Source organism: Pseudomonas sp. R11-23-07, assembly GCF_003852295.1.
Classification (GTDB): Bacteria; Pseudomonadota; Gammaproteobacteria; order Pseudomonadales; family Pseudomonadaceae; genus Aquipseudomonas.
In genome coordinates this window covers 4466463-4484930 of the sequence record NZ_CP027761.1, presented here as the reverse complement: position 1 = coordinate 4484930, position 18468 = coordinate 4466463, and the positions used below count along the sequence as shown (strand labels likewise).

General features: G+C 60.6%; 14 protein-coding genes and 2 tRNA genes. 7 read left to right on the top strand and 9 right to left on the bottom strand.

Annotated features, from left to right (window positions below):
- The first annotated feature begins 108 nt into the window (after positions 1-108).
- Positions 109-1818, top strand: coding sequence for a single-stranded-DNA-specific exonuclease RecJ (recJ, locus tag C4J84_RS20550; RefSeq protein WP_124368226.1), 1710 nt, complete (start codon positions 109-111; stop codon positions 1816-1818).
- Between the two features lie 131 nt (positions 1819-1949).
- Here the strand turns inward: recJ and C4J84_RS20545 are convergent, their stop codons facing one another.
- From C4J84_RS20545 to C4J84_RS20530, 4 genes are all read right to left on the bottom strand, one after another.
- A complete protein-coding gene (locus C4J84_RS20545) occupies positions 1950-3230 on the bottom strand; it encodes a virulence factor family protein (protein WP_124436018.1) in 1281 nt (426 codons plus the stop codon).
- Positions 3230-5872: a bifunctional lysylphosphatidylglycerol flippase/synthetase MprF gene (gene mprF, locus C4J84_RS20540; protein WP_124371741.1), complete on the bottom strand. Its 2643-nt coding sequence runs from the start codon at positions 5870-5872 to the stop codon at positions 3230-3232. The genes C4J84_RS20545 and mprF overlap by 1 nt, the downstream gene beginning before the upstream one ends.
- Positions 5873-6151: 279 nt before the next feature.
- Positions 6152-6228 (bottom strand) — tRNA-Met (locus C4J84_RS20535).
- Between the two features lie 271 nt (positions 6229-6499).
- A tRNA-Met gene (locus C4J84_RS20530) sits at positions 6500-6576 on the bottom strand.
- A 278-nt stretch (positions 6577-6854) separates the two neighbouring features.
- Between C4J84_RS20530 and dinB the strand changes: the two genes are divergently transcribed.
- Positions 6855-7913: a DNA polymerase IV gene (gene dinB, locus C4J84_RS20525; RefSeq protein ID WP_124371739.1), complete on the top strand. Its 1059-nt coding sequence runs from the start codon at positions 6855-6857 to the stop codon at positions 7911-7913.
- Between the two features lie 127 nt (positions 7914-8040).
- Here the strand turns inward: dinB and C4J84_RS20520 are convergent, their stop codons facing one another.
- From C4J84_RS20520 to C4J84_RS20505, 4 genes are all read right to left on the bottom strand, one after another.
- Positions 8041-8994, bottom strand: coding sequence for a hypothetical protein (locus C4J84_RS20520; protein WP_124436017.1), 954 nt, complete (start codon positions 8992-8994; stop codon positions 8041-8043).
- Between the two features lie 20 nt (positions 8995-9014).
- A complete protein-coding gene (locus C4J84_RS20515; protein WP_124436016.1) occupies positions 9015-10730 on the bottom strand; it encodes a proline--tRNA ligase in 1716 nt (571 codons plus the stop codon).
- Between the two features lie 217 nt (positions 10731-10947).
- Positions 10948-12480, bottom strand: a complete 1533-nt coding sequence (locus C4J84_RS20510; protein ID WP_124368222.1) for an AmpG family muropeptide MFS transporter — start codon at positions 12478-12480, stop codon at positions 10948-10950.
- Between the two features lie 43 nt (positions 12481-12523).
- A complete protein-coding gene (locus tag C4J84_RS20505) occupies positions 12524-12877 on the bottom strand; it encodes an MGMT family protein (RefSeq protein ID WP_124405180.1) in 354 nt (117 codons plus the stop codon).
- A gap of 154 nt (positions 12878-13031) precedes the next feature.
- Between C4J84_RS20505 and C4J84_RS20500 the strand changes: the two genes are divergently transcribed.
- The 5 genes from C4J84_RS20500 to groL all read left to right on the top strand — a co-directional run bounded on the left by C4J84_RS20500 (position 13032) and on the right by groL (position 17653).
- Positions 13032-14039 (top strand): DUF481 domain-containing protein, encoded by a 1008-nt coding sequence (locus C4J84_RS20500; protein ID WP_124408068.1) that lies wholly within the window; start codon positions 13032-13034, stop codon positions 14037-14039.
- A gap of 102 nt (positions 14040-14141) precedes the next feature.
- Positions 14142-14873 (top strand): HugZ family protein, encoded by a 732-nt coding sequence (locus C4J84_RS20495; RefSeq protein ID WP_124436015.1) that lies wholly within the window; start codon positions 14142-14144, stop codon positions 14871-14873.
- Positions 14874-14939: 66 nt separating this feature from the next.
- Positions 14940-15416 carry an FxsA family protein gene (locus tag C4J84_RS20490; RefSeq protein ID WP_124364241.1) on the top strand — a complete coding sequence of 159 codons (477 nt, stop codon included), beginning with the start codon at positions 14940-14942 and terminating at the stop codon, positions 15414-15416.
- Between the two features lie 248 nt (positions 15417-15664).
- On the top strand, positions 15665-15958 hold the full coding sequence (locus C4J84_RS20485) for a co-chaperone GroES (RefSeq protein ID WP_124364240.1): 294 nt from the start codon (positions 15665-15667) through the stop codon (positions 15956-15958).
- Positions 15959-16009: 51 nt separating this feature from the next.
- Complete coding sequence (gene groL / locus C4J84_RS20480; RefSeq protein WP_057723897.1) at positions 16010-17653, top strand: chaperonin GroEL; 1644 nt, start codon at positions 16010-16012, stop codon at positions 17651-17653.
- Between the two features lie 79 nt (positions 17654-17732).
- Here the strand turns inward: groL and C4J84_RS20475 are convergent, their stop codons facing one another.
- On the bottom strand, positions 17733-18452 hold the full coding sequence (locus C4J84_RS20475; RefSeq protein ID WP_124371736.1) for a phosphatase PAP2 family protein: 720 nt from the start codon (positions 18450-18452) through the stop codon (positions 17733-17735).
- Positions 18453-18468: the final 16 nt, after the last annotated feature.

Sequence of the window (18468 nt, the reverse complement as noted above, 5' to 3'; positions counted from 1 at the left end):
TTGACTGGCACTCAGCTATCGGGAGCAAGCCCCCTCCCACATTTAATCTTTATAGCGTTTGAATTGTCGTTTTAACCCTTGTATCAGTAGAGAAGTTATCCCCACCGTATGCGTATCGAACCCCGTCCCTTGCCCGCCGTCCTGCCTTTCCTCGGTGAATTGCCACCTTTGCTGACCCGTCTCTACGCCGCGCGCGGGGTGCAATCGGAAGCCGAGCTGGACAAGAGCCTGGCGCGGTTGATTCCCTATCAGCAGCTCAAGGGCATTGATGCCGCCGTCGACCTGCTGGTGACGGCGCTGGAGCAGCGCCAGCGCATCCTGATCGTCGGTGACTTCGACGCCGACGGCGCCACCGCCAGTACCGTCGGCACACTGGGCCTGCGTTTGCTCGGTGCGGCCCACGTCGATTACCTGGTGCCCAACCGCTTCGAATATGGCTACGGCCTGACGCCGGAGATCGTGGCGGTGGCGCTGCAGCGCGAGCCGCAGTTGCTGATCACCGTGGATAACGGCATCTCGAGCGTCGAGGGCGTGGCGGCGGCGAAGGCGGCGGGGTTGAAGGTGCTGGTGACGGATCACCACTTGCCGGGCGATGAACTGCCGGCGGCGGACGCGATCGTCAATCCGAACCAGCCGGGCTGTACCTTCCCCAGCAAGGCGCTGGCCGGTGTCGGCGTGATCTTCTACGTGTTGATGGCCCTGCGCGCGCGCTTGCGCAGCCTGGGCTGGTACGACAACAGCCCACAGCCGAACATCGGTGAGTTGCTCGACCTGGTGGCCCTGGGCAGCGTTGCCGACGTGGTGCCGCTGGACGCCAACAACCGCATCCTCGTCCATCAGGGCCTGGAACGTATTCGTGCCGGTCGAGCGCGGCCGGGGATCAAGGCAATCCTTGAAGTGGCCAAGCGCGACCATGCCCGTATCACCTCCACCGACCTCGGCTTTATCCTGGGCCCGCGCCTGAATGCGGCCGGGCGCCTGGACGACATGAGCCTGGGCATCGAATGCCTGCTCACCACGGACATTGCCGCCGCACGGGAAATGGCCGCGCAACTGGACGGCATGAACCAGGACCGCAAATCCATCGAGCAAGGCATGCAGCGCGAAGCCCTGGCCCAGCTCAAGGATTTGCCGGTCGAATCGATGCCGTACGGCTTGTGCCTGTTCGACCCGGAGTGGCACCAAGGGGTCATCGGGATCCTGGCGTCGCGCATGAAAGAGCGCTATTTCCGTCCCACCATCGCCTTTGCCGATGCCGGTGATGGCCTGCTCAAGGGCTCTGGGCGTTCAGTACAGGGCTTTCATATCCGTGACGCGCTGGCGGTGGTTGCCAGCCAGCATCCCAGCCTGATTGCCAAGTACGGTGGTCATGCGATGGCGGCTGGCCTGACCCTGCCCGAAGCGAATTTTCCGTTATTTGCCCAAGCCTTCGATGCCGAAGTGCGTCGGCAACTGCGCGAAGAAGACCTCACCGGTCGGCTGCTCTCCGACGGCACCCTGGCGGTGGAAGAGTTTCACCTGGAACTGGCCCGCGCACTGCGCCATGCCGGCCCGTGGGGGCAGCACTTTCCCGAGCCATTGTTTCACGGCGTGTTCCAGTTGGTGGAGCAGCGGGTGGTCGGCGAGCGGCACTTGAAGGTGGTGCTCAAGAGCGAATGTGGCTCGGTGAAGCTCGATGGCATTGCGTTTGGGGTCGACCGTGAAGTCTGGCCGAACCCGACGGTGCGTTGGGTGGAGTTGGCCTACAAGCTGGACGTGAATGAGTATCGTGGGAATGAAACGGTGCAGTTGATGATTGCGCATATCGAACCGCGTTAGATCCAACTGACACCGGGATACAAATGTGGGAGGGGGCTTGCTCCCGATAGCGGTGGATCAGTCACAGCATCATTGACTGACAGTCAGCTATCGGGAGCAAGCCCCCTCCCACATTTGGTTTTGTGTACTGCTTATTCGGCTTTGGCCTGATGCTTGACGATGATATCCACCAGCCGCTTGGCCAGCGCCGGATAGTTCTCATCGAAGTGATGCCCGCCGGGCAGCTTGATGGCTTCGCCCACGGCGGTCTTGTCGGTGCAGCCGCTCTCGTCGACTTCCTCGGCGCCGTAGATGCACACCACTTTGTCCGCTGGCAGCTTGGCCATTTCCGGGCCGGTAGCGGCTTCTTTGCCGGCGTTGCCCAGCCAGCCTTCCACTTCAATCTCAAAGCTGCCGGTGCGGGCGAAGGCCAGCAGGATGATCGCGTCGACCCGTTGCTGTTCGTTTGCCGGCATGCGGTTATAGATGGCCGGCAGGACGTCGGCGCCAAACGAATAACCGGTCAGCACGAAGCGCTTGGTGCCCCATTTCTGCCGGTAGTGCTGCATCAGCTCGGTAAGGTCCTTGGCGCTTTGTTCCGGGGTCTTGTGCTGCCAGTAGTAGCGCAGGGTGTCGATGCCGACCACGGGGTAGCCGATCTTCGCCATCTCGCCGGCCACGTCACGGTCCAGGTCACGCCAGCCGCCGTCACCGGAGAGGAACAGGGTCACGGTGTCCTTGGCCTGGCCTGCCGGCACTTCCACCACCGGAATCGCCAGGCCGCCGTTGTCCGAACCTACCAGTTGCTTGCGCAACTCGTTGTTCAGCACTTGCGGGTAATGAATGTCGTAGTCGCTGATGCTGGTAGTGGCACGCGGTGTGTCGCGTACGAAACTGGCGCTTTCATCGTCAGGGTTGTCGTTCCATGCCACCAGCCAGTTGCCATGGGCGGCGGTTTTCGGCAGCGGGTCGTTGCAGCCTTCCTGTTTCAGGGCGAAGCCGACGGAGATGGCGTTGGCCTTGTCGTCGGTCTGTGTGGCCAGCCAGCGCCAGGCGAGCGCCGCGCCAGGGCCGATGCCGCTGACCAGGGTCGCCGGGCCTTTAAGCTGGGCCAGGGCGCTTTGCAGCGCTTGCTCCTGCAGAGTGCAGTCATCTTTAGGCAGCACCACTTGCACGATCTGCGCCGAGCCGCCCTGGCTCAGGGCGACCAATTGGCTGTCGGTGAGGGTTTCGTCGGCCATCACGGCTACCGCCACGCGGGCTTTGGCGGCGCTGGCCGGGGTCACGCGGGTCATCATCGAACCGTCGGCCTGGGGCAATTGCTCCAGGGTCGGCTGTGGGGCAGGGCGGTTCCAGTACCAATAGCCGCCGCCCAGGATCAGCGCGAGCAGCACAACAAAGGCCAATACATACCGCCAGGAGCGTCGAATCATCAGCGTTTCACCAATCCAGTCAAGCCGCCCGCGATCAGGGCGGCGGTATCGGCCAGTGCCACCAGCGGATCAAGTCCTGCGGGCACGGCCATGTAACGGGGTTCCCAGTCAGGCTGGAACTTGTCTTTGAAGCGGCGCAAACCTTGGAAGTTATACAGTTGCTCGCCACGGCGGAACACCATCGAGCCCAAGCGTTGGGTCAGTGGCGCGCCACGCCGTGGTTGCAGGCCCGACAACGGCACCATGCCGAGGCTGAAGCGGGCGTAGCCGTGGTTCTTATAATGTTGAATCAGGCCGACCATCATGAACTCCATGGTCAGCTTCGGCGCGTCCGGATGGGCGCGCATCAGGTCGAGACTGGCCAGGTCATGGTTGTACGTCTCGAGCAGGTTGGCGAAGGCCACCGGGCGCCCTTCGAAGCGAATGATCGCGATCCGAAAGTGCTTGAGGTAGTCGTCGCTGAAGCGGCCCAGGGAGAAGCCTTTTTCACGCACATTCTTACCGGTAAGCCAGGCGTCCGAGATAACTTTTAATTCATCCATCGGCGCCGTACCCGGTTCGCAGATCTCCAGGGACAGGCCGTCCCGGGTGCCACGGTTCCAGGTGTAGCGCAAATCCTTCATCTCTTTGCCCTTGGCTTCCAGGTCAAAGCGTTTCAGGTCGACCCGGGCTTCTTCGCCCAGCTTGATCGCGGTGAGGCCGATATCCATGTAGTACGGCAGGTTCTCGGCGCGTACTTGGTAGAACACCGGCCGTGCGTGGTGAATGTCGCACAGGTCGCGGAACTGCCAGATCATCTCGGCGCGCGGTTGAGTCGGGCCGATTGGATCATACAACGCCACCAGGCTGCGCCCGCGACGGGCGTACATCAGGAACGCCTCATCGTTGGGGTGGAACAGCAACGCCTTGTCGCCGGTCAGCGCCAGGCCGCCGTCGGGTTGGGAAGAGGCCATCAGGATCTTGCTGGCGCGTTCCAGCTCATCCGGGGTCGGCAGGTGGATCACCGGGCGCGCGGTACGCAGCAGCCAGGTCAGCGACACGATCACCAGCAATACGGCAGCACCCAACAAGGAACGCAAGCCGCGCGGGGCGTTGGCATCGAGGGTGAACTGCCACCAGAGTTGATGGCTGTAAGGCACATCTTGATAGGCAAACAGCAACAGCCAGATCGACGCGCCCAATACGCAGACGCTCGCCACCAGGTACAGCGGCGAGAAGGGCAGTTCGGTCAGGCGGCTGGCGCGGTAGAACGAGCGCCGGAAAATCGCCAGCAGCACGGCGGTCATGGTCATCAGGCTGGCTTCTTCCCAGTCGAAGCCCTTGAGCAGTGAGAGCAGGGCGCCGACCAGCAGCAGCACCATGGTCAGCATCCAGGCGGCTGACAAACGTCGACGCAGGCCTTGGGCCAGCAATAGGCACAGCACGCCGATCAGGCTGGCACCGAAGTGCGACGCGTCAATCAGGCGGTGGGGAATCAGGAAGCCGATGTTTTCCAGGCGTGAATCGATCTCCGGCGTGGCGCCGGAAAACAGCAGGACCACGCCGGACAAAAAAACCAGTACGGCCAGCACCGGTGCCGCAAGGCCGGATGCGACGCGCAGGCTCTGCTGAGTCTGGAACAGGCGCTGGGCCTCGTTGATCAGCAGGAAGATACAGGCGATCAACAGCGGCAACACCACGTAGATCATCCGGTATAAGAGCAGGGCAGCAGCCAGTGGCGCAGCGCCGAGGGTGTCGGCGAAGGCCGCCAGCAGGATCGCCTCGAAAACCCCCACGCCTCCCGGTACATGGCTGAGCACGCCGGCGGCCAGGGCCAGCAGGTACACCAACAGGAACGGGCCGAAAGGCGGTGCTTCGGGCAGCAGCATATAAAGGACAGCGGCTGCGGCGGCAACGTCCAGCGCGGTGATGACCAGTTGCAGGAACGTCAGGCGACGGCCAGGCAGGCGCAGGGTGCGGCGCCCGGCCTTGACCAGCAGGTTATCCGGGTAGGGTTGTTCCGGCAGGCGACGGCGATAGATGCCGATGCACAGCATGGCCGACAACAGCAGCACCGCACCGGCGACACCGCCCAGCAGACTCTGCGGTAAATGCAGGTAGGTCGATGCCGCCGGCAGGTTGCTCAGCGTGGCCAACGCGGCCAGTGGCGGCAGCGCACAGCCCAGCGCCAGGCTGGCGAACACGGTCATGTGGGCGACTTCCGACGCACCAATGCCGTGGCGTGCATATAAACGATAGCGCACCGAGCCGCCCGAGAGCATCGACAGGCCAATGGCGTTGCCGATGGCAAAGGCAGTGAAGCCGCCCAGAGCCAGGGTCTTGGCCGGCAGTTTCACGCCGGCGTAACGTGCGCCGGAAAATTCATAGCCCAACAGAATGATGAAGCCGGCCACCGCTGCCGCGAACGCGCCGAGCAAGGCCGGTTTAGGCACCTCCAGGATCGAGTCGTGGAGCGCGTAGAGGTCGAGTTCCAACAGCAGGTGTCGGCAGGCGATCAGGGCAATTGCAAACAGCAGCAACGTAACGGCCAGGCCGATGGGCTGACGGTATTTGCTCAACAGATCCAGCCAACGCAAACGGGTGGGAGCGATCGGTTGTTCCGCTGTGACAGTGTCATGTGGTTCAGACGAGTTGGCGCGCATCAATCACCTCGTGGATTGTGCGCGACAGGATGGAGGTATCCAGCCAAGTTACCAATCCCTATGGACAAAATAATTACAAATATTAACGCGGATCACCGAGTGGGGCGACTGCGGCCATTGGTCGTAGAAGGTAGCGCTTGAGCATCGAGCATAGCGTGCAATGGGATGGACTCTGCAAACCGTCTACGGTTTCATGAAAGATGCCATGCCATTGTTTCAGAAGAACTTTTTCATCGAATACAAAAAAGGCCACTCTTTCGAGTAGCCTTTTTTGATGTTTGGTTGCGGGAGCCGGATTTGAACCGACGACCTTCGGGTTATGAGCCCGACGAGCTACCAGACTGCTCCATCCCGCGTCTGTGGGCGGCATTCTACAGTCCAGCGACGAGGTGTCAACCGTTAATGACTCGATGACTCAAATTAACGGTGATTTATTCAAAATCAAGGCCTTGCCGCTTTCATTGTAGGAGCGAGCTTGCTCGCGAAAGGCGTCAAGGATAACGCAGCGCTTCAGGTAGCCAGCGGTGTGTTGAAGTTTTTCGCGAGCAAGCTCGCTCCTACAGGGGAGGGAGGTAAAACAGGCGCGCACAAAAAAGGCCACTCTTTCGAGTAGCCTTTTTTGATGTTTGGTTGCGGGAGCCGGATTTGAACCGACGACCTTCGGGTTATGAGCCCGACGAGCTACCAGACTGCTCCATCCCGCGTCTGTGTGTCGGCATTCTACAGAGGAACGCGAGCGTGTCAACCCGAAAATGGAAGAAAAGCGCTTGTGGTTCAATCGGTTAGCTCTCCAAGGCGAACGTGGTAGGGGCGCGGAGCCAGTCGGGCCGAGGCTTTCAGCTCTATTGGAGGGCCGAATTCGATTGAGAAAACAAATTCATCTGCGATATTTCGTACCGCTCAGACAGAAGATTCAAACTACTGGTGCTATATACAGGGGTGAATGCGATACTGGCCGTCCGTTGGTCCACACCCCGTTTATATGACGCAGCGCAAAATCATCCACGTCGACTGTGATTGCTTCTACGCCGCCATCGAGATGCGCGACGACCCGAGCCTGGCGCAAAAACCCCTAGCTGTCGGCGGCTCGGCAGACCGGCGGGGGGTGATCGCTACGTGCAATTACGAAGCGCGGGCGTATGGGGTGCGCTCGGCGATGTCATCCCGTCACGCGTTGAAGTTGTGCCCGGACCTGACGATCGTCAAGCCGCGCATGGATGCCTATAAAGAAGCATCGAAGGAAATCCAGACGATCTTTCGCGACTACACCGATTTGATCGAGCCATTATCGCTGGATGAAGCCTATCTCGACGTGTCCGACAGCCCGCACTTTGGCGGCAGTGCCACGCGCATCGCCCAGGACATTCGGCGGCGTGTCTCCAATCAATTGCACATCACCGTGTCTGCGGGCGTGGCGCCCAACAAGTTTCTGGCCAAGATCGCCAGCGACTGGAAAAAACCCAACGGCCTGTTTGTGATTACCCCGGATCAGGTCGAAGATTTCGTCTCCCAGTTGCGGGTGAGTAAGTTGCATGGGGTCGGCAAGGTCACTGCCGACAAGCTGGCGCGCCTGGGCATTGAAGATTGCCTGCAATTGCGGGAGTGGAACAAGCTGGCGCTGGTGCGCGAATTCGGCAGTTTTGGTGAGCGCCTCTGGAGCCTCGCCCGTGGGATCGATGACCGCGTGGTGCAGAACGACAGTCGGCGGCAATCGATCAGCGTGGAAAATACCTACGATGTGGACTTGCCGGATCTTTCAAGCTGCCTGGCAAAGCTGCCCGAACTCATGGACACCCTGGCCGGGCGCATGGCGCGTATCGACAGCAGCTACCGGGCGGGCAAGCCGTTCGTGAAGGTCAAGTTTCATGACTTTACCCAGACCACTTTGGAGCAGGCCGGGGCAGGGCGGGACCTGGAGAGTTATCAACAGCTGATGACCCAGGCGTTCAACCGGGGTGGGAAGCCGGTGCGGTTGTTGGGGATTGGCGTGCGCTTGCTGGATTTGAGCAGCGGTAACGAACAGCTCGAGTTTTCCTGGTAGACACCGGAGCAAATGTGGGAGGGGGCTTGCTCCCGATTGCAGTGTGTCAGTCAGTACATCTGACACTGACACACCGCTATCGGGGGCAAGCCCCCTCCCACATTTGATCTCCAGCAGGCTTCAGATTTCAGCGTGCGCCAGGGTCTGCGACCAGCCGCCCGGCGTCCTTGGCCAGCGCCTGCAAGAATTCCTGCTGCAACTCCGGGTCATTGCGCGTCAGTTCAATCAGGCTTTGCTCCAGTTCGCTGGCTTCTTCTTCCAGGCCCAGCTCCGAGAGGCGCTTGACCCGGTGTACCCACTGGTTGACTTCGTCGTCTTCCAAGTCGTCGTAGATCAGGCCATGGGCTTCCAGCAATTTTCCGCGCAGGGTGCTGCTGATCGCCAGGGTCGAATCCGTGTGCACGTCGTCCTGGCCGTCTTCCACGCTGATCTTCAAGGTGGTGATGCGGTTCAGGTCCTGTTCGGCAAACGGACTGTCCAACAGGTTCAGGCGCAGGACGCCGTCGCGGTCGGTGGTCAGTTCATGGGGCTGTTTGCCGGCGGTGACCTGTACCGGGCGTTCGCTCCAGGGCAGGCTCGAATACTCCAGGCGCTTGTCACGCTGGACTTCATCGATGCCCGCGAGGTTCTGCTGGGCACGGCCGTGGGATTGCACGTTCATGAACGGGTTAATGCCGTCCACGCCGTAGCTCAGCCAATCGCGGGTCATGCTGGCGGGCAGGTTGCCGAGGGCGAAGATGTTCACCACATTGGCCCCCGCACCAGCCACCAGCGCCACGGCACCCAGGGGCATCTCGTAGAGTTTGCGCCAGGGCTGATAGGGCGTGTAGCGGTCGTAACGCCGAGTGACTTCGAATTCGGTGACTTCAAAGGTCTTTTGCTCGTGAATTCGAACCCGACGTTGCGGCAGCTCCAGCACTTTGGGCTCACCTACATCGATCTGCAGGCTGTGGTCGAGCAACTTACGCTCGACCCGCTCCTCGTGCTCACTGCGTTGCGACATCTGGTTGGCGCAGCCGCTGACCAGCAGGGCGCCGCACAAGGCGGCGCCCCCCAGGGCTCTGGTGTTTCGCTTGAACATGACTTCTCTTGATCTGGTTTTCAGCGACGAATACGCGCCTGAAGGAAAGACAGCACGTCAGCCACCGGCAACGGTTGGGCCTCGGCTTCGGTCCGGCTCTTGTATTCCAGATTGCCATCGGCCAGGCCGCGGTCACTGACCACGATCCGGTGGGGGATGCCAATCAGTTCCATGTCGGCGAACTTGATGCCCGGGCTGGTTTTCTTGTCCCGGTCATCGAGCAGCACTTCAAAACCGGCGGCCGTCAGTTCGGCATACAGTTTGTCGGTGGCTTCGCGCACTTGCTCGGTTTCATAGCGCAACGGCACCAGCGCAACCTGGAACGGCGCCAGGGCGTCGCTCCAGATGATGCCTTTCTCATCGTTGTTCTGCTCGATGGCAGCGGCGACCACGCGGGACACGCCAATGCCGTAGCAGCCCATGTCCAGGGTGATCGGCTTGCCGTTCTCGCCCAGCACTTCGCACTTCATCGCCTTGCTGTACTTGTTGCCCAGCTGGAAGATGTGCCCGACTTCGATGCCGCGCTTGATCTCCAGGGTACCCTTGCCATCCGGGCTTGGGTCGCCAGCCACGACGTTGCGCAGGTCGGCTACGGTCGGAACCGGCAGGTCACGCTCCCAGTTCACGCCGAAGTAGTGCTTGTCGTCGATGTTCGCACCGATCCCGAAGTCGCTCATCAGCTCGACCGAGCGGTCGATGATGATCGGCAGCGGCAGGTTCAGCGGGCCGAGGGAGCCGGCGCCGGCGCCAATGGCGTCGCGCAGTTCGGCATCGGTGGCCATGACCAGCGGGCTGGCCACGCCAGGTTGCTGGGCCGCCTTGATTTCGTTGAGCTCGTGGTCGCCACGGATCACCAGGGCGATCAGCTTGCCTTCTTCTTCGGCGCGCACGATCAGGGTCTTGATGGTCTTTTCAATCGGCAGATCGAATTTTTCCACCAGGGCCGCGATGGTCTTGGTGTCCGGGGTATCGACCAGGCGCAGTTCTTCGGCTGGCGCTGGGCGCGAGGTTTCCCGTGGGATGGCTTCGGCTTTCTCGATGTTTGCCGCGTAGTCGGAACCGTTGCTGAACGCGATGTCGTCTTCGCCGGATTCGGCCAACACGTGGAATTCGTGGGAGCCGGCGCCGCCGATGGAGCCGTTGTCCGCTTCAACCGGGCGGAATTTCAGGCCCAGGCGCGTGAAGATGTTGCAGTAGGCCTGGTGCATGCGGTCGTAGGTCGCCTGCAGGGACGCCTGGTCGGCATGGAACGAATAGGCGTCCTTCATGATGAATTCACGGCCGCGCATCAAGCCGAAGCGTGGGCGGATTTCATCACGGAATTTGGTCTGGATCTGATACAGGTTCAGAGGCAGCTGTTTATAGCTGCTCAACTCGTTGCGCATCAGGTCGGTGATGACTTCTTCATGGGTCGGGCCGGCGCAGAAATCGCGGCCATGTCGGTCCTTGAAGCGCAGCAGCTCGGGGCCGTACTCTTCCCAGCGTCCGGATTCCTGCCACAGTTCAGCCGGTTGGGTGCTCGGCATCAACACTTCCAGAGAGCCGGCAGCGTTCATTTCTTCACGAACGATGGCTTCGACCTTGCGCATCACCTTCAAGCCCATGGGCAGCCAGGTGTACAGGCCGGAGGCCAGTTTGCGGATCATGCCGGCGCGCAGCATCAGCTGATGGCTGATCACAACCGCGTCGGAAGGCGTTTCTTTCTGTGTGGCGAGCAAATATTGACTGGTACGCATGGTAGGCCGTTGTCGGTTGCTTGGACTTGAAATGACTTGGGATTGTACGGGCGGTTGCTGCTGGAGTACAGGCGTGACATTGCGCAGGGATCTGACTGACTGTGGGAGGTTCAATGTGGGAGGGGGCTTGCTCCCGATAGCGGTGTGTCAGTGTCAGATGTACTGACTGACACGCTGCCATCGGGAGCAAGCCCCCTCCCACATTGACCGAGCCGTGTCAGTCTTCTTGCGGGGGATTCAACTGGGCGCGCCGATTCTCCTGGAACCAGTGCAGGGCAATCAGGAACAACGTCGGCACCCCCAGCAGGCAGGTGATCATGAAGAAGCTGTGATAGCCGAACTTCTCCACCATCACCCCCGAGTACCCGCCGATCAGGCGCGGCAGCAACAGCATGATCGAGCTGAGCAGCGCGTATTGGGTGGCGGAGAACTTGAGGTTGGTCAGGCTCGACAGGTAGGCGACAAACGCAGAGGTGGCCAGGCCGGAGCTGAAGTTATCCAGGGAAATAGTGACGATCAGCATCTGCAGGTCGGGGCCCATGTCGGCGAGCATCACGAACAACAGGTTGGTGCCGGCCGAGGCCACGCCACCGATGAACAGGATCGGCAGAATCCCGAACCGCACGATCAACAGGCCGCCCATGCCGGCGCCGAGCAGGGTCATGATCAGGCCGAAGATCTTGCTGACCCCGGCAATCTGGTCCTTGGTAAAACCCTGGTCGATATAGAAAACGTTGGCCATCACGCCCATGACGGTATCGGACATGCGATAGGTGGCGATCAACCCGAGCAGCAGCAACGCCTGCCAGCGGTAGCGCAGGATAAAGTCGTTGACCGGCGTCAGCACCGGCGCCAGGCCACGGCGGCCCATGGCCGAGAGGCACAGGGCGGTGAGCAGGATATAAAGGATAGCGCGCAGGAAGGCACGGTCTTCCATCAGCAGTTCCCACAGGCTCACGCCCTGGAACAGCACGCTGGCGAAATCCGTGTTGTACAGCTGGGTAAACATTGCAGGCACCGACACCAGCAGCACAATCAGCACGAACACTGACGCCAACTGATGCACGAAGCTATAGCGCCCGGCCTGCAACTGGGTGCGCAGCGGCACGTTGGGTTCGCGCATCAACAGGGTGGTGAGCAGGGCCGGAACCATCAACACGCCGAACAGCACATAGGTGCCGGTCCAGGCCGAGTGCTTATAGTTGAAACCGGTGGAGCCGAAGCCTTCGGCAAAGAACAGCGCACCGGCCGTGGCCAGCAGGGCGGCGATGCGATAACCGGACATATAGCTGGCGGCCAGGGCGGCCTGGCGGCTGTCGTCGGCGATTTCCAGGCGGTAGGCATCGACGGCGATGTCCTGGGTGGCCGAGGCGAAGGCAACGACGACGGCAATGGCAATCAGCCAGGACAAGTGTTTTTGCGGGTCACAAAAGCCCATGCCGATCAATCCGAGGATCACCAGCGATTGGGAAAGCACCAGCCAGGAACGCCGGCGCCCGAGTTTCCCGAGCAATGGCAGGCGCCATTGGTCGAGCAGCGGCGACCAGACCCACTTGAAGGCGTAGGCCAGCCCGATCAGGCTTGCATAACCGATGGTCTCACGGGCCACACCCGCTTCACGCAGCCACACGGAAAGCGTCGAGAACACCAACATATAAGGCATGCCGGCAGCGAAACCGAGCAACAACAGCACTAACGTCGAGGGGCTGGCATAGGCGGCGAGCGCGGCGCGCCAGGTTTTACGGGGCATGGGCTGGAGTCTGCCTCAGATTTGCGGAAACAAAGCGCGCACTCTAACCGCTGTGCTCTACCGGGCGCCAGCCATGGCGCTGAATATCAACGCGATTGTTCAGGATGCTGACACCTTCGCTGCGTAAACGCGCACGTTGCTCGTCACCTGAGGCGCTGCCCACCGGCAGACTTATCCGACCACCGGCACCCAGCACCCGATGCCAGGGCAGTCGGGTGTCTGCGGGAAGCTGGCTCAGGGTACGCCCGACCCAGCGTGCGGCGCGCCCCAACCCGGCCAGGTGCGCCAACTCGCCGTAGCTTACGACGCAACCTGTCGGCACTTGCGCCAAGGTCAGGTAAAGCGCGGTGCGGCGTATGTCGGCGGGGCTTTGCGGGGTGTCGGCAGGTTCATTCACTGTGGGGCTATCCGTTGAGAACGTCGGTGTTTTTGTAAGAAACGTCTGTAAACTTGGGGGTGAGCATGGAACTCACTATAAATAGTTGAGTCAGTTCAGGCTATCCACGACGATAGCCCCTTCTTTTCGCCAACCCCGAGCCCCGTATCTGCTTATGTTGTCCAGAACCCTGCTGTGCCTCGCTGTCCTCAGTGCTTCCACGCCCCTGCTCGCCGATACCGTCTGGTTGAAGAACGGTGACCGCCTGACCGGCAAGATCAAAGTTTTCGACGGTGGCAAGTTGCTGATCCAAACCAGCTACGGGGGCGCCATCCCGGTGGATTGGAAGCAGGTGAAAACCCTGGAGAGCGACCAGGAGTTGCTGGTCAAGCAGGACGCCTATAGTGGTGAAAAGGCCAAGTCCCTCAAGGCTGCGGAGGATGGCAAAGTCGTGCTGGCCAACGGCGAAGCACCCAAGACCGTGGACCTGGCCAGTATCCAGCAGATCCTCAAGCCCAAGCCTGTGATCGAAGACCTGGTGTGGAAGGGCAACATCGACCTGGCGCTGGACTACAAGCGCGCCGACAAAGACACCAACGACTACGACGTCGACTTCAAGACCTCGGCCCGTCACGGCCAGTGGCGCCATACCGGCAAGGGCGAGTACAACCGCGAATTCCAGGACGACGTCACCACCACCGATAACTGGGCCCTGGAATACGATCTGGACCGCTTCATCACCGAGCACTGGTTCTGGCAGGGCCGCCTGACCTACAAGCGCGACAAGGTCGAAGACCTGGCGCGCCAACGCACCGTCGGTACCGGCCCGGGCTATCAGTTCTGGGACGATGAACTGGGCGCGTTCTCCCTCGGCTCGCTGATCAACCGCACCGATTACGAATACGCCGATGGCGGCAAGGACAACTTCTATTCCCTGGCCATGAAGTGGAACTACAACCGCTACCTGGTAGGCAAGACCGTGGAATTCTTCACCAACGGTGAGCTGGGCAAGCCGATCGACGGTCCGGCCGAGTATGCCCTGGATGCCGAGATGGGCCTGCGCTACAAGGTCACCGAATGGGCCTCGCTCAATCTCAAGGCCGAGCGCGACGTCATCAGCGGCGACTCCGACAGCAGCTTGAGCAAGACCCGCTACACCGCAGGGTTTGGCGTGGCCTGGTAACGCGGCATCGAGCACCCTGGCAACCTGCGCAGATATTGATTACCTTGTGTTGAGATCCATTCCCATATGCCATGGGCGGCGAAACAACCCAGGAGTCATACATTGAGCGCGCACGTTGCCAGGAACGCCCGAGAGCTGTTGCTCAAGGAATACCGTGGGGCCTTGGCCACACAATCCAAAGCCATGCCCGGTTTTCCCTTCGGTTCGGTCGTGCCGTACTGCCTCGACGAGCAGGGCCGCCCGCTGATCCTGATCAGTCGCATCGCCCAGCACACCCACAACCTGCAGAACGACCCCAAGTGTTCGTTGCTGGTGGGTGAGCGCGAAGCTGACGATGTGCAGGCCGTCGGGCGCCTGACCTACCTGGCGCAAGCCGAAAAACTCGACGACGCCGCTGCGATCGAAGCCGCCGCCGAGCGCTATTACCGTTACTTCCCCGAGTCGGCCAACTACCACAAGGCCCACGATTTCGATTTCTGGGTGCTCCAGCCGGTGCGCCACCGGTATATCGGCGGGTTCGGCGCGATCCACTGGGTCGACCACCTGACCTTGGCCAATCCGTTCGCGGGCAACGCCGAACGCAGCATGATCGAACACATGAACAGCGATCACGCCAAGGCCATCGCCCATTACGTCAACCTTGCCGGTTTACCGACGACCGAGCCTGCGCAACTGGCCGGCATCGACAGCGAAGGCATGCACCTGCGTATCGGCCAAGCCCTGCACTGGCTGCCGTTTGGCGAACCTTGCAACACGCCGACACAAGTACGCGAAGCCTTGGTTTCATTGGCTCACGCCGGATCCTGGCCGAAAAAATCAGACGTTAGTGCTTGAATTCACGAAAAGGCGACGTCATCTAAGGTGAACTAGCAAGGCATTCTTGCGTTGAGGAACCATTTGATGCGCCCTTTTTTGTTGCTTTTTCTATTGTTTCCGGTGCTGGAGCTGTTCGTATTCGTTCAAGTCAGCGGTGCGATCGGATTTTTCCCGGCACTGCTGCTGATCATTCTCGGCTCGATGCTCGGCGTGCTGGTGCTGCGCGTCGCCGGGCTGGCGACGGCACTGCGTGCCCGTGAAAGCCTGAACCGCGGCGAGCTGCCCGCCCAGACCATGCTCGAAGGCCTGATGATGGCCCTGGCCGGTGGCCTGTTGATCCTGCCGGGTTTCATCAGCGACGTGGTGGGCCTGGTCATGCTGCTGCCGGTCACACGCAAATTGCTGGCCGGCAAGATGCGCCAGCGTGCCGAAGAAGCGGCCCTGCGCCAGCGTGCTTTTGCCGACGACCTGCAACCCCGTGGCGGCCCGGCCCCGCGCCAGCCCCTGGGGCGTGAAGGCGATGTGATCGAAGGCGAATTCGAACACCGCGACAACAAATAACCGCTTCACCGGCACGGCACCTTCGGGTGCCGTGTTGCATTTCATCCTTGGGCAAACACAAAAAATTTACTGCGCTGGCCCTTGTAATAAGCCTGGGCGCCCTTATGTAACGGTCACCGCAAGGTTTCTGGTGGTGACACTAGACAGACTTCCGCGGTTCGCCCAGCGAGCCGCGACCGGCACCGCCGGAATTTAACCCGCCGGAATTGATACCGGCCGATGAAAAACACAATTAGGAGAGATCGACAATGAAGCTTCGTCCTCTGCATGACCGCGTCGTCATCCGTCGCAGTGAAGAAGAAAAGAAAACCGCCGGCGGGATCGTTCTGCCAGGTTCGGCTGCTGAAAAAGCCAACCACGGTGTGATTCTTGCTGCGGGTCCAGGCAAGGCTCTGGAAAACGGTGAAGTACGTGCGCTGGCCGTGAAAGTGGGTGACAAGGTTGTTTTCGGCCCTTACTCCGGCAGCAACACTGTGAAAATCGACGGCGAAGACTTGCTGGTAATGGCTGAGAACGAAATTCTCGCCGTACTGGAAGACTGATTTCCCCGCTCATTTTCCCGTTTACTCCAAAGTATTTAAGGAATATCGATCATGGCTGCTAAAGAAGTTAAATTCGGCGACTCCGCCCGCAAAAAAATGCTCACCGGTGTCAACGTCCTGGCTGACGCAGTAAAAGCGACCCTGGGCCCGAAAGGCCGTAACGTGATCATCGAGAAGAGCTTCGGCGCTCCGACCATCACCAAGGACGGCGTTTCCGTCGCCAAAGAAATCGAACTGGAAGACCGTTTCGAAAACATGGGCGCGCAGCTGGTCAAAGACGTTGCCTCCCGTGCCAACGATGACGCCGGTGACGGCACCACCACCGCGACCGTACTGGCTCAGGCCATCGTCAACGAAGGCTACAAGGCCGTTGCTGCCGGCATGAACCCGATGGACCTCAAGCGCGGTATCGACAAGGCGACCATCGCCATCGTTGCCGAGCTGAAAAACCTGTCCAAGCCATGCGCTGACACCAAGGCTATCGCTCAGGTAGGTACCATCTCCGCCAACTCCGACAGCTCCATCGGCGACATCATTGCCGAAGCCATGGAAAAAGTCGGCAAAGAAGGCGTGATCACCGTTGAAGAAGGCTCGGGCCTGGAAAACGAACTGTCGGTTGTAGAAGGCATGCAGTTCGACCGTGGCTACCTGTCCCCGTACTTCGTCAACAAGCCAGACACCATGGTTGCCGAGCTGGACAGCCCGCTGATCCTGCTGGTCGACAAAAAGATCTCCAACATCCGCGAAATGCTGCCAGTGCTGGAAGCCGTTGCCAAAGCCGGCCGCCCATTGCTGATCGTTTCCGAAGACGTTGAAGGCGAAGCCCTGGCGACCCTGGTTGTGAACAACATGCGTGGCATCGTCAAGGTTGCAGCCGTCAAGGCTCCAGGCTTCGGCGACCGTCGCAAGGCCATGCTGCAGGACATCGCCGTATTGACCGGCGGTACCGTTATCTCCGAAGAGATCGGCCTGAGCCTGGAAAGCGCCACCCTGGAAAACCTGGGTAGCGCCAAGCGCGTGACCATCTCCAAGGAAAACACCATCATCGTTGACGGTGCTGGCGTTGAAGGTGACATCGAGTCGCGTATCGCTCAGATCCGCGCTCAGGTAGCCGAAACTTCCTCGGACTACGACCGTGAAAAACTGCAAGAGCGTCTGGCCAAGCTGTCCGGTGGCGTTGCAGTGATCAAGGTTGGCGCCGGTTCCGAAGTCGAAATGAAAGAGAAGAAGGCCCGCGTTGAAGACGCCCTGCATGCAACCCGTGCAGCCGTTGAAGAAGGCGTGGTACCTGGCGGTGGCGTTGCGCTGATCCGTGCTCTGGAAGCCCTGACCAACCTGACCGGCGACAACGCTGACCAGAACGTCGGTATCGCTGTACTGCGTCGTGCCGTTGAAGCACCGCTGCGCCAGATCGCTGCCAACTCCGGCGATGAGCCAAGCGTTGTGGTCAACGAAGTCAAGAACGGCAAAGGTAACTACGGTTACAACGCTGCGACTGGCGTCTACGGCGACATGATCGAAATGGGCATCCTGGACCCAACCAAGGTGACGCGTTCCGCGCTGCAAGCGGCAGCCTCCATCGGCGGTCTGATTCTGACCACCGAAGCTGCAATCGCCGACAAGCCTAAGGCTGAAGGCGCTGGCGGCGGTATGCCAGACATGGGCGGCATGGGTGGTATGGGCGGCATGATGTAAGCCAGCCTTACCCGGCTAGTTAAAAAACCCCGCCTGCAGCGATGCAGGCGGGGTTTTTTTATGGGTGTTGCGCAAGCCGTCAACGGGACGTGGCGGGCTTCGATGGCCGGTACAACAGTAGGCAATACATGCCCAGGCAGATCAGCCAGCAGAAAATCGCCGTCCACACGTTGTGGGAAAAAAAGTGCGCCCCTTGCAGCATGCGGCTCACTGAAAACACGCTGCCCAAGCCCAGCGCAAAGATAAACGCGTTGCGCGCCATGCGTGGCCGGCGATCGCGCAGGGCAAAAAACCAGGCGAACAAGGCAAACCCGGTTGCCGCATGTCCGCCGGGCCAGCAGCGACCGGGTTTATCGGTCGGCGGGCGAGGGCTAAGCAGTTCGCTGTAAATTTCCTGGCCACCGAATTCCTTGAGGCTCCAGGGGCATTGCACGGCGGTGATGGTCTTCAACGGCGCCACGAAAGCCGTCGCCATTGCCAGGGACAGCACCAGGCAGACCAGTTCGCGGCGGTAGGGCTTGAGTCGCTGCAGGATGAAGCTGCCGACCAGCCCGAGAATCGCCAGTACCGAAAACAGGATCACCAGTTGCTTGGCGCGATCATGCAGGATGTCTTCGAGAAAGAAGCTATAGCGGCCGATGAAGCCGCCTTGCTCGGCATCGTAGAAGCGTTTGGCCAGGTCCATGTCCAGCGAGGTCAGCTGCAGAAGCAGCAAGACCAATGCGGCGCCGACGGGGAGGCCCAGACACAGCCAAAAATTAAGCGGTTTAGAAACGGGTAGGGAGGCGGGGGGCTTCATGACGGACCTTGGTAAA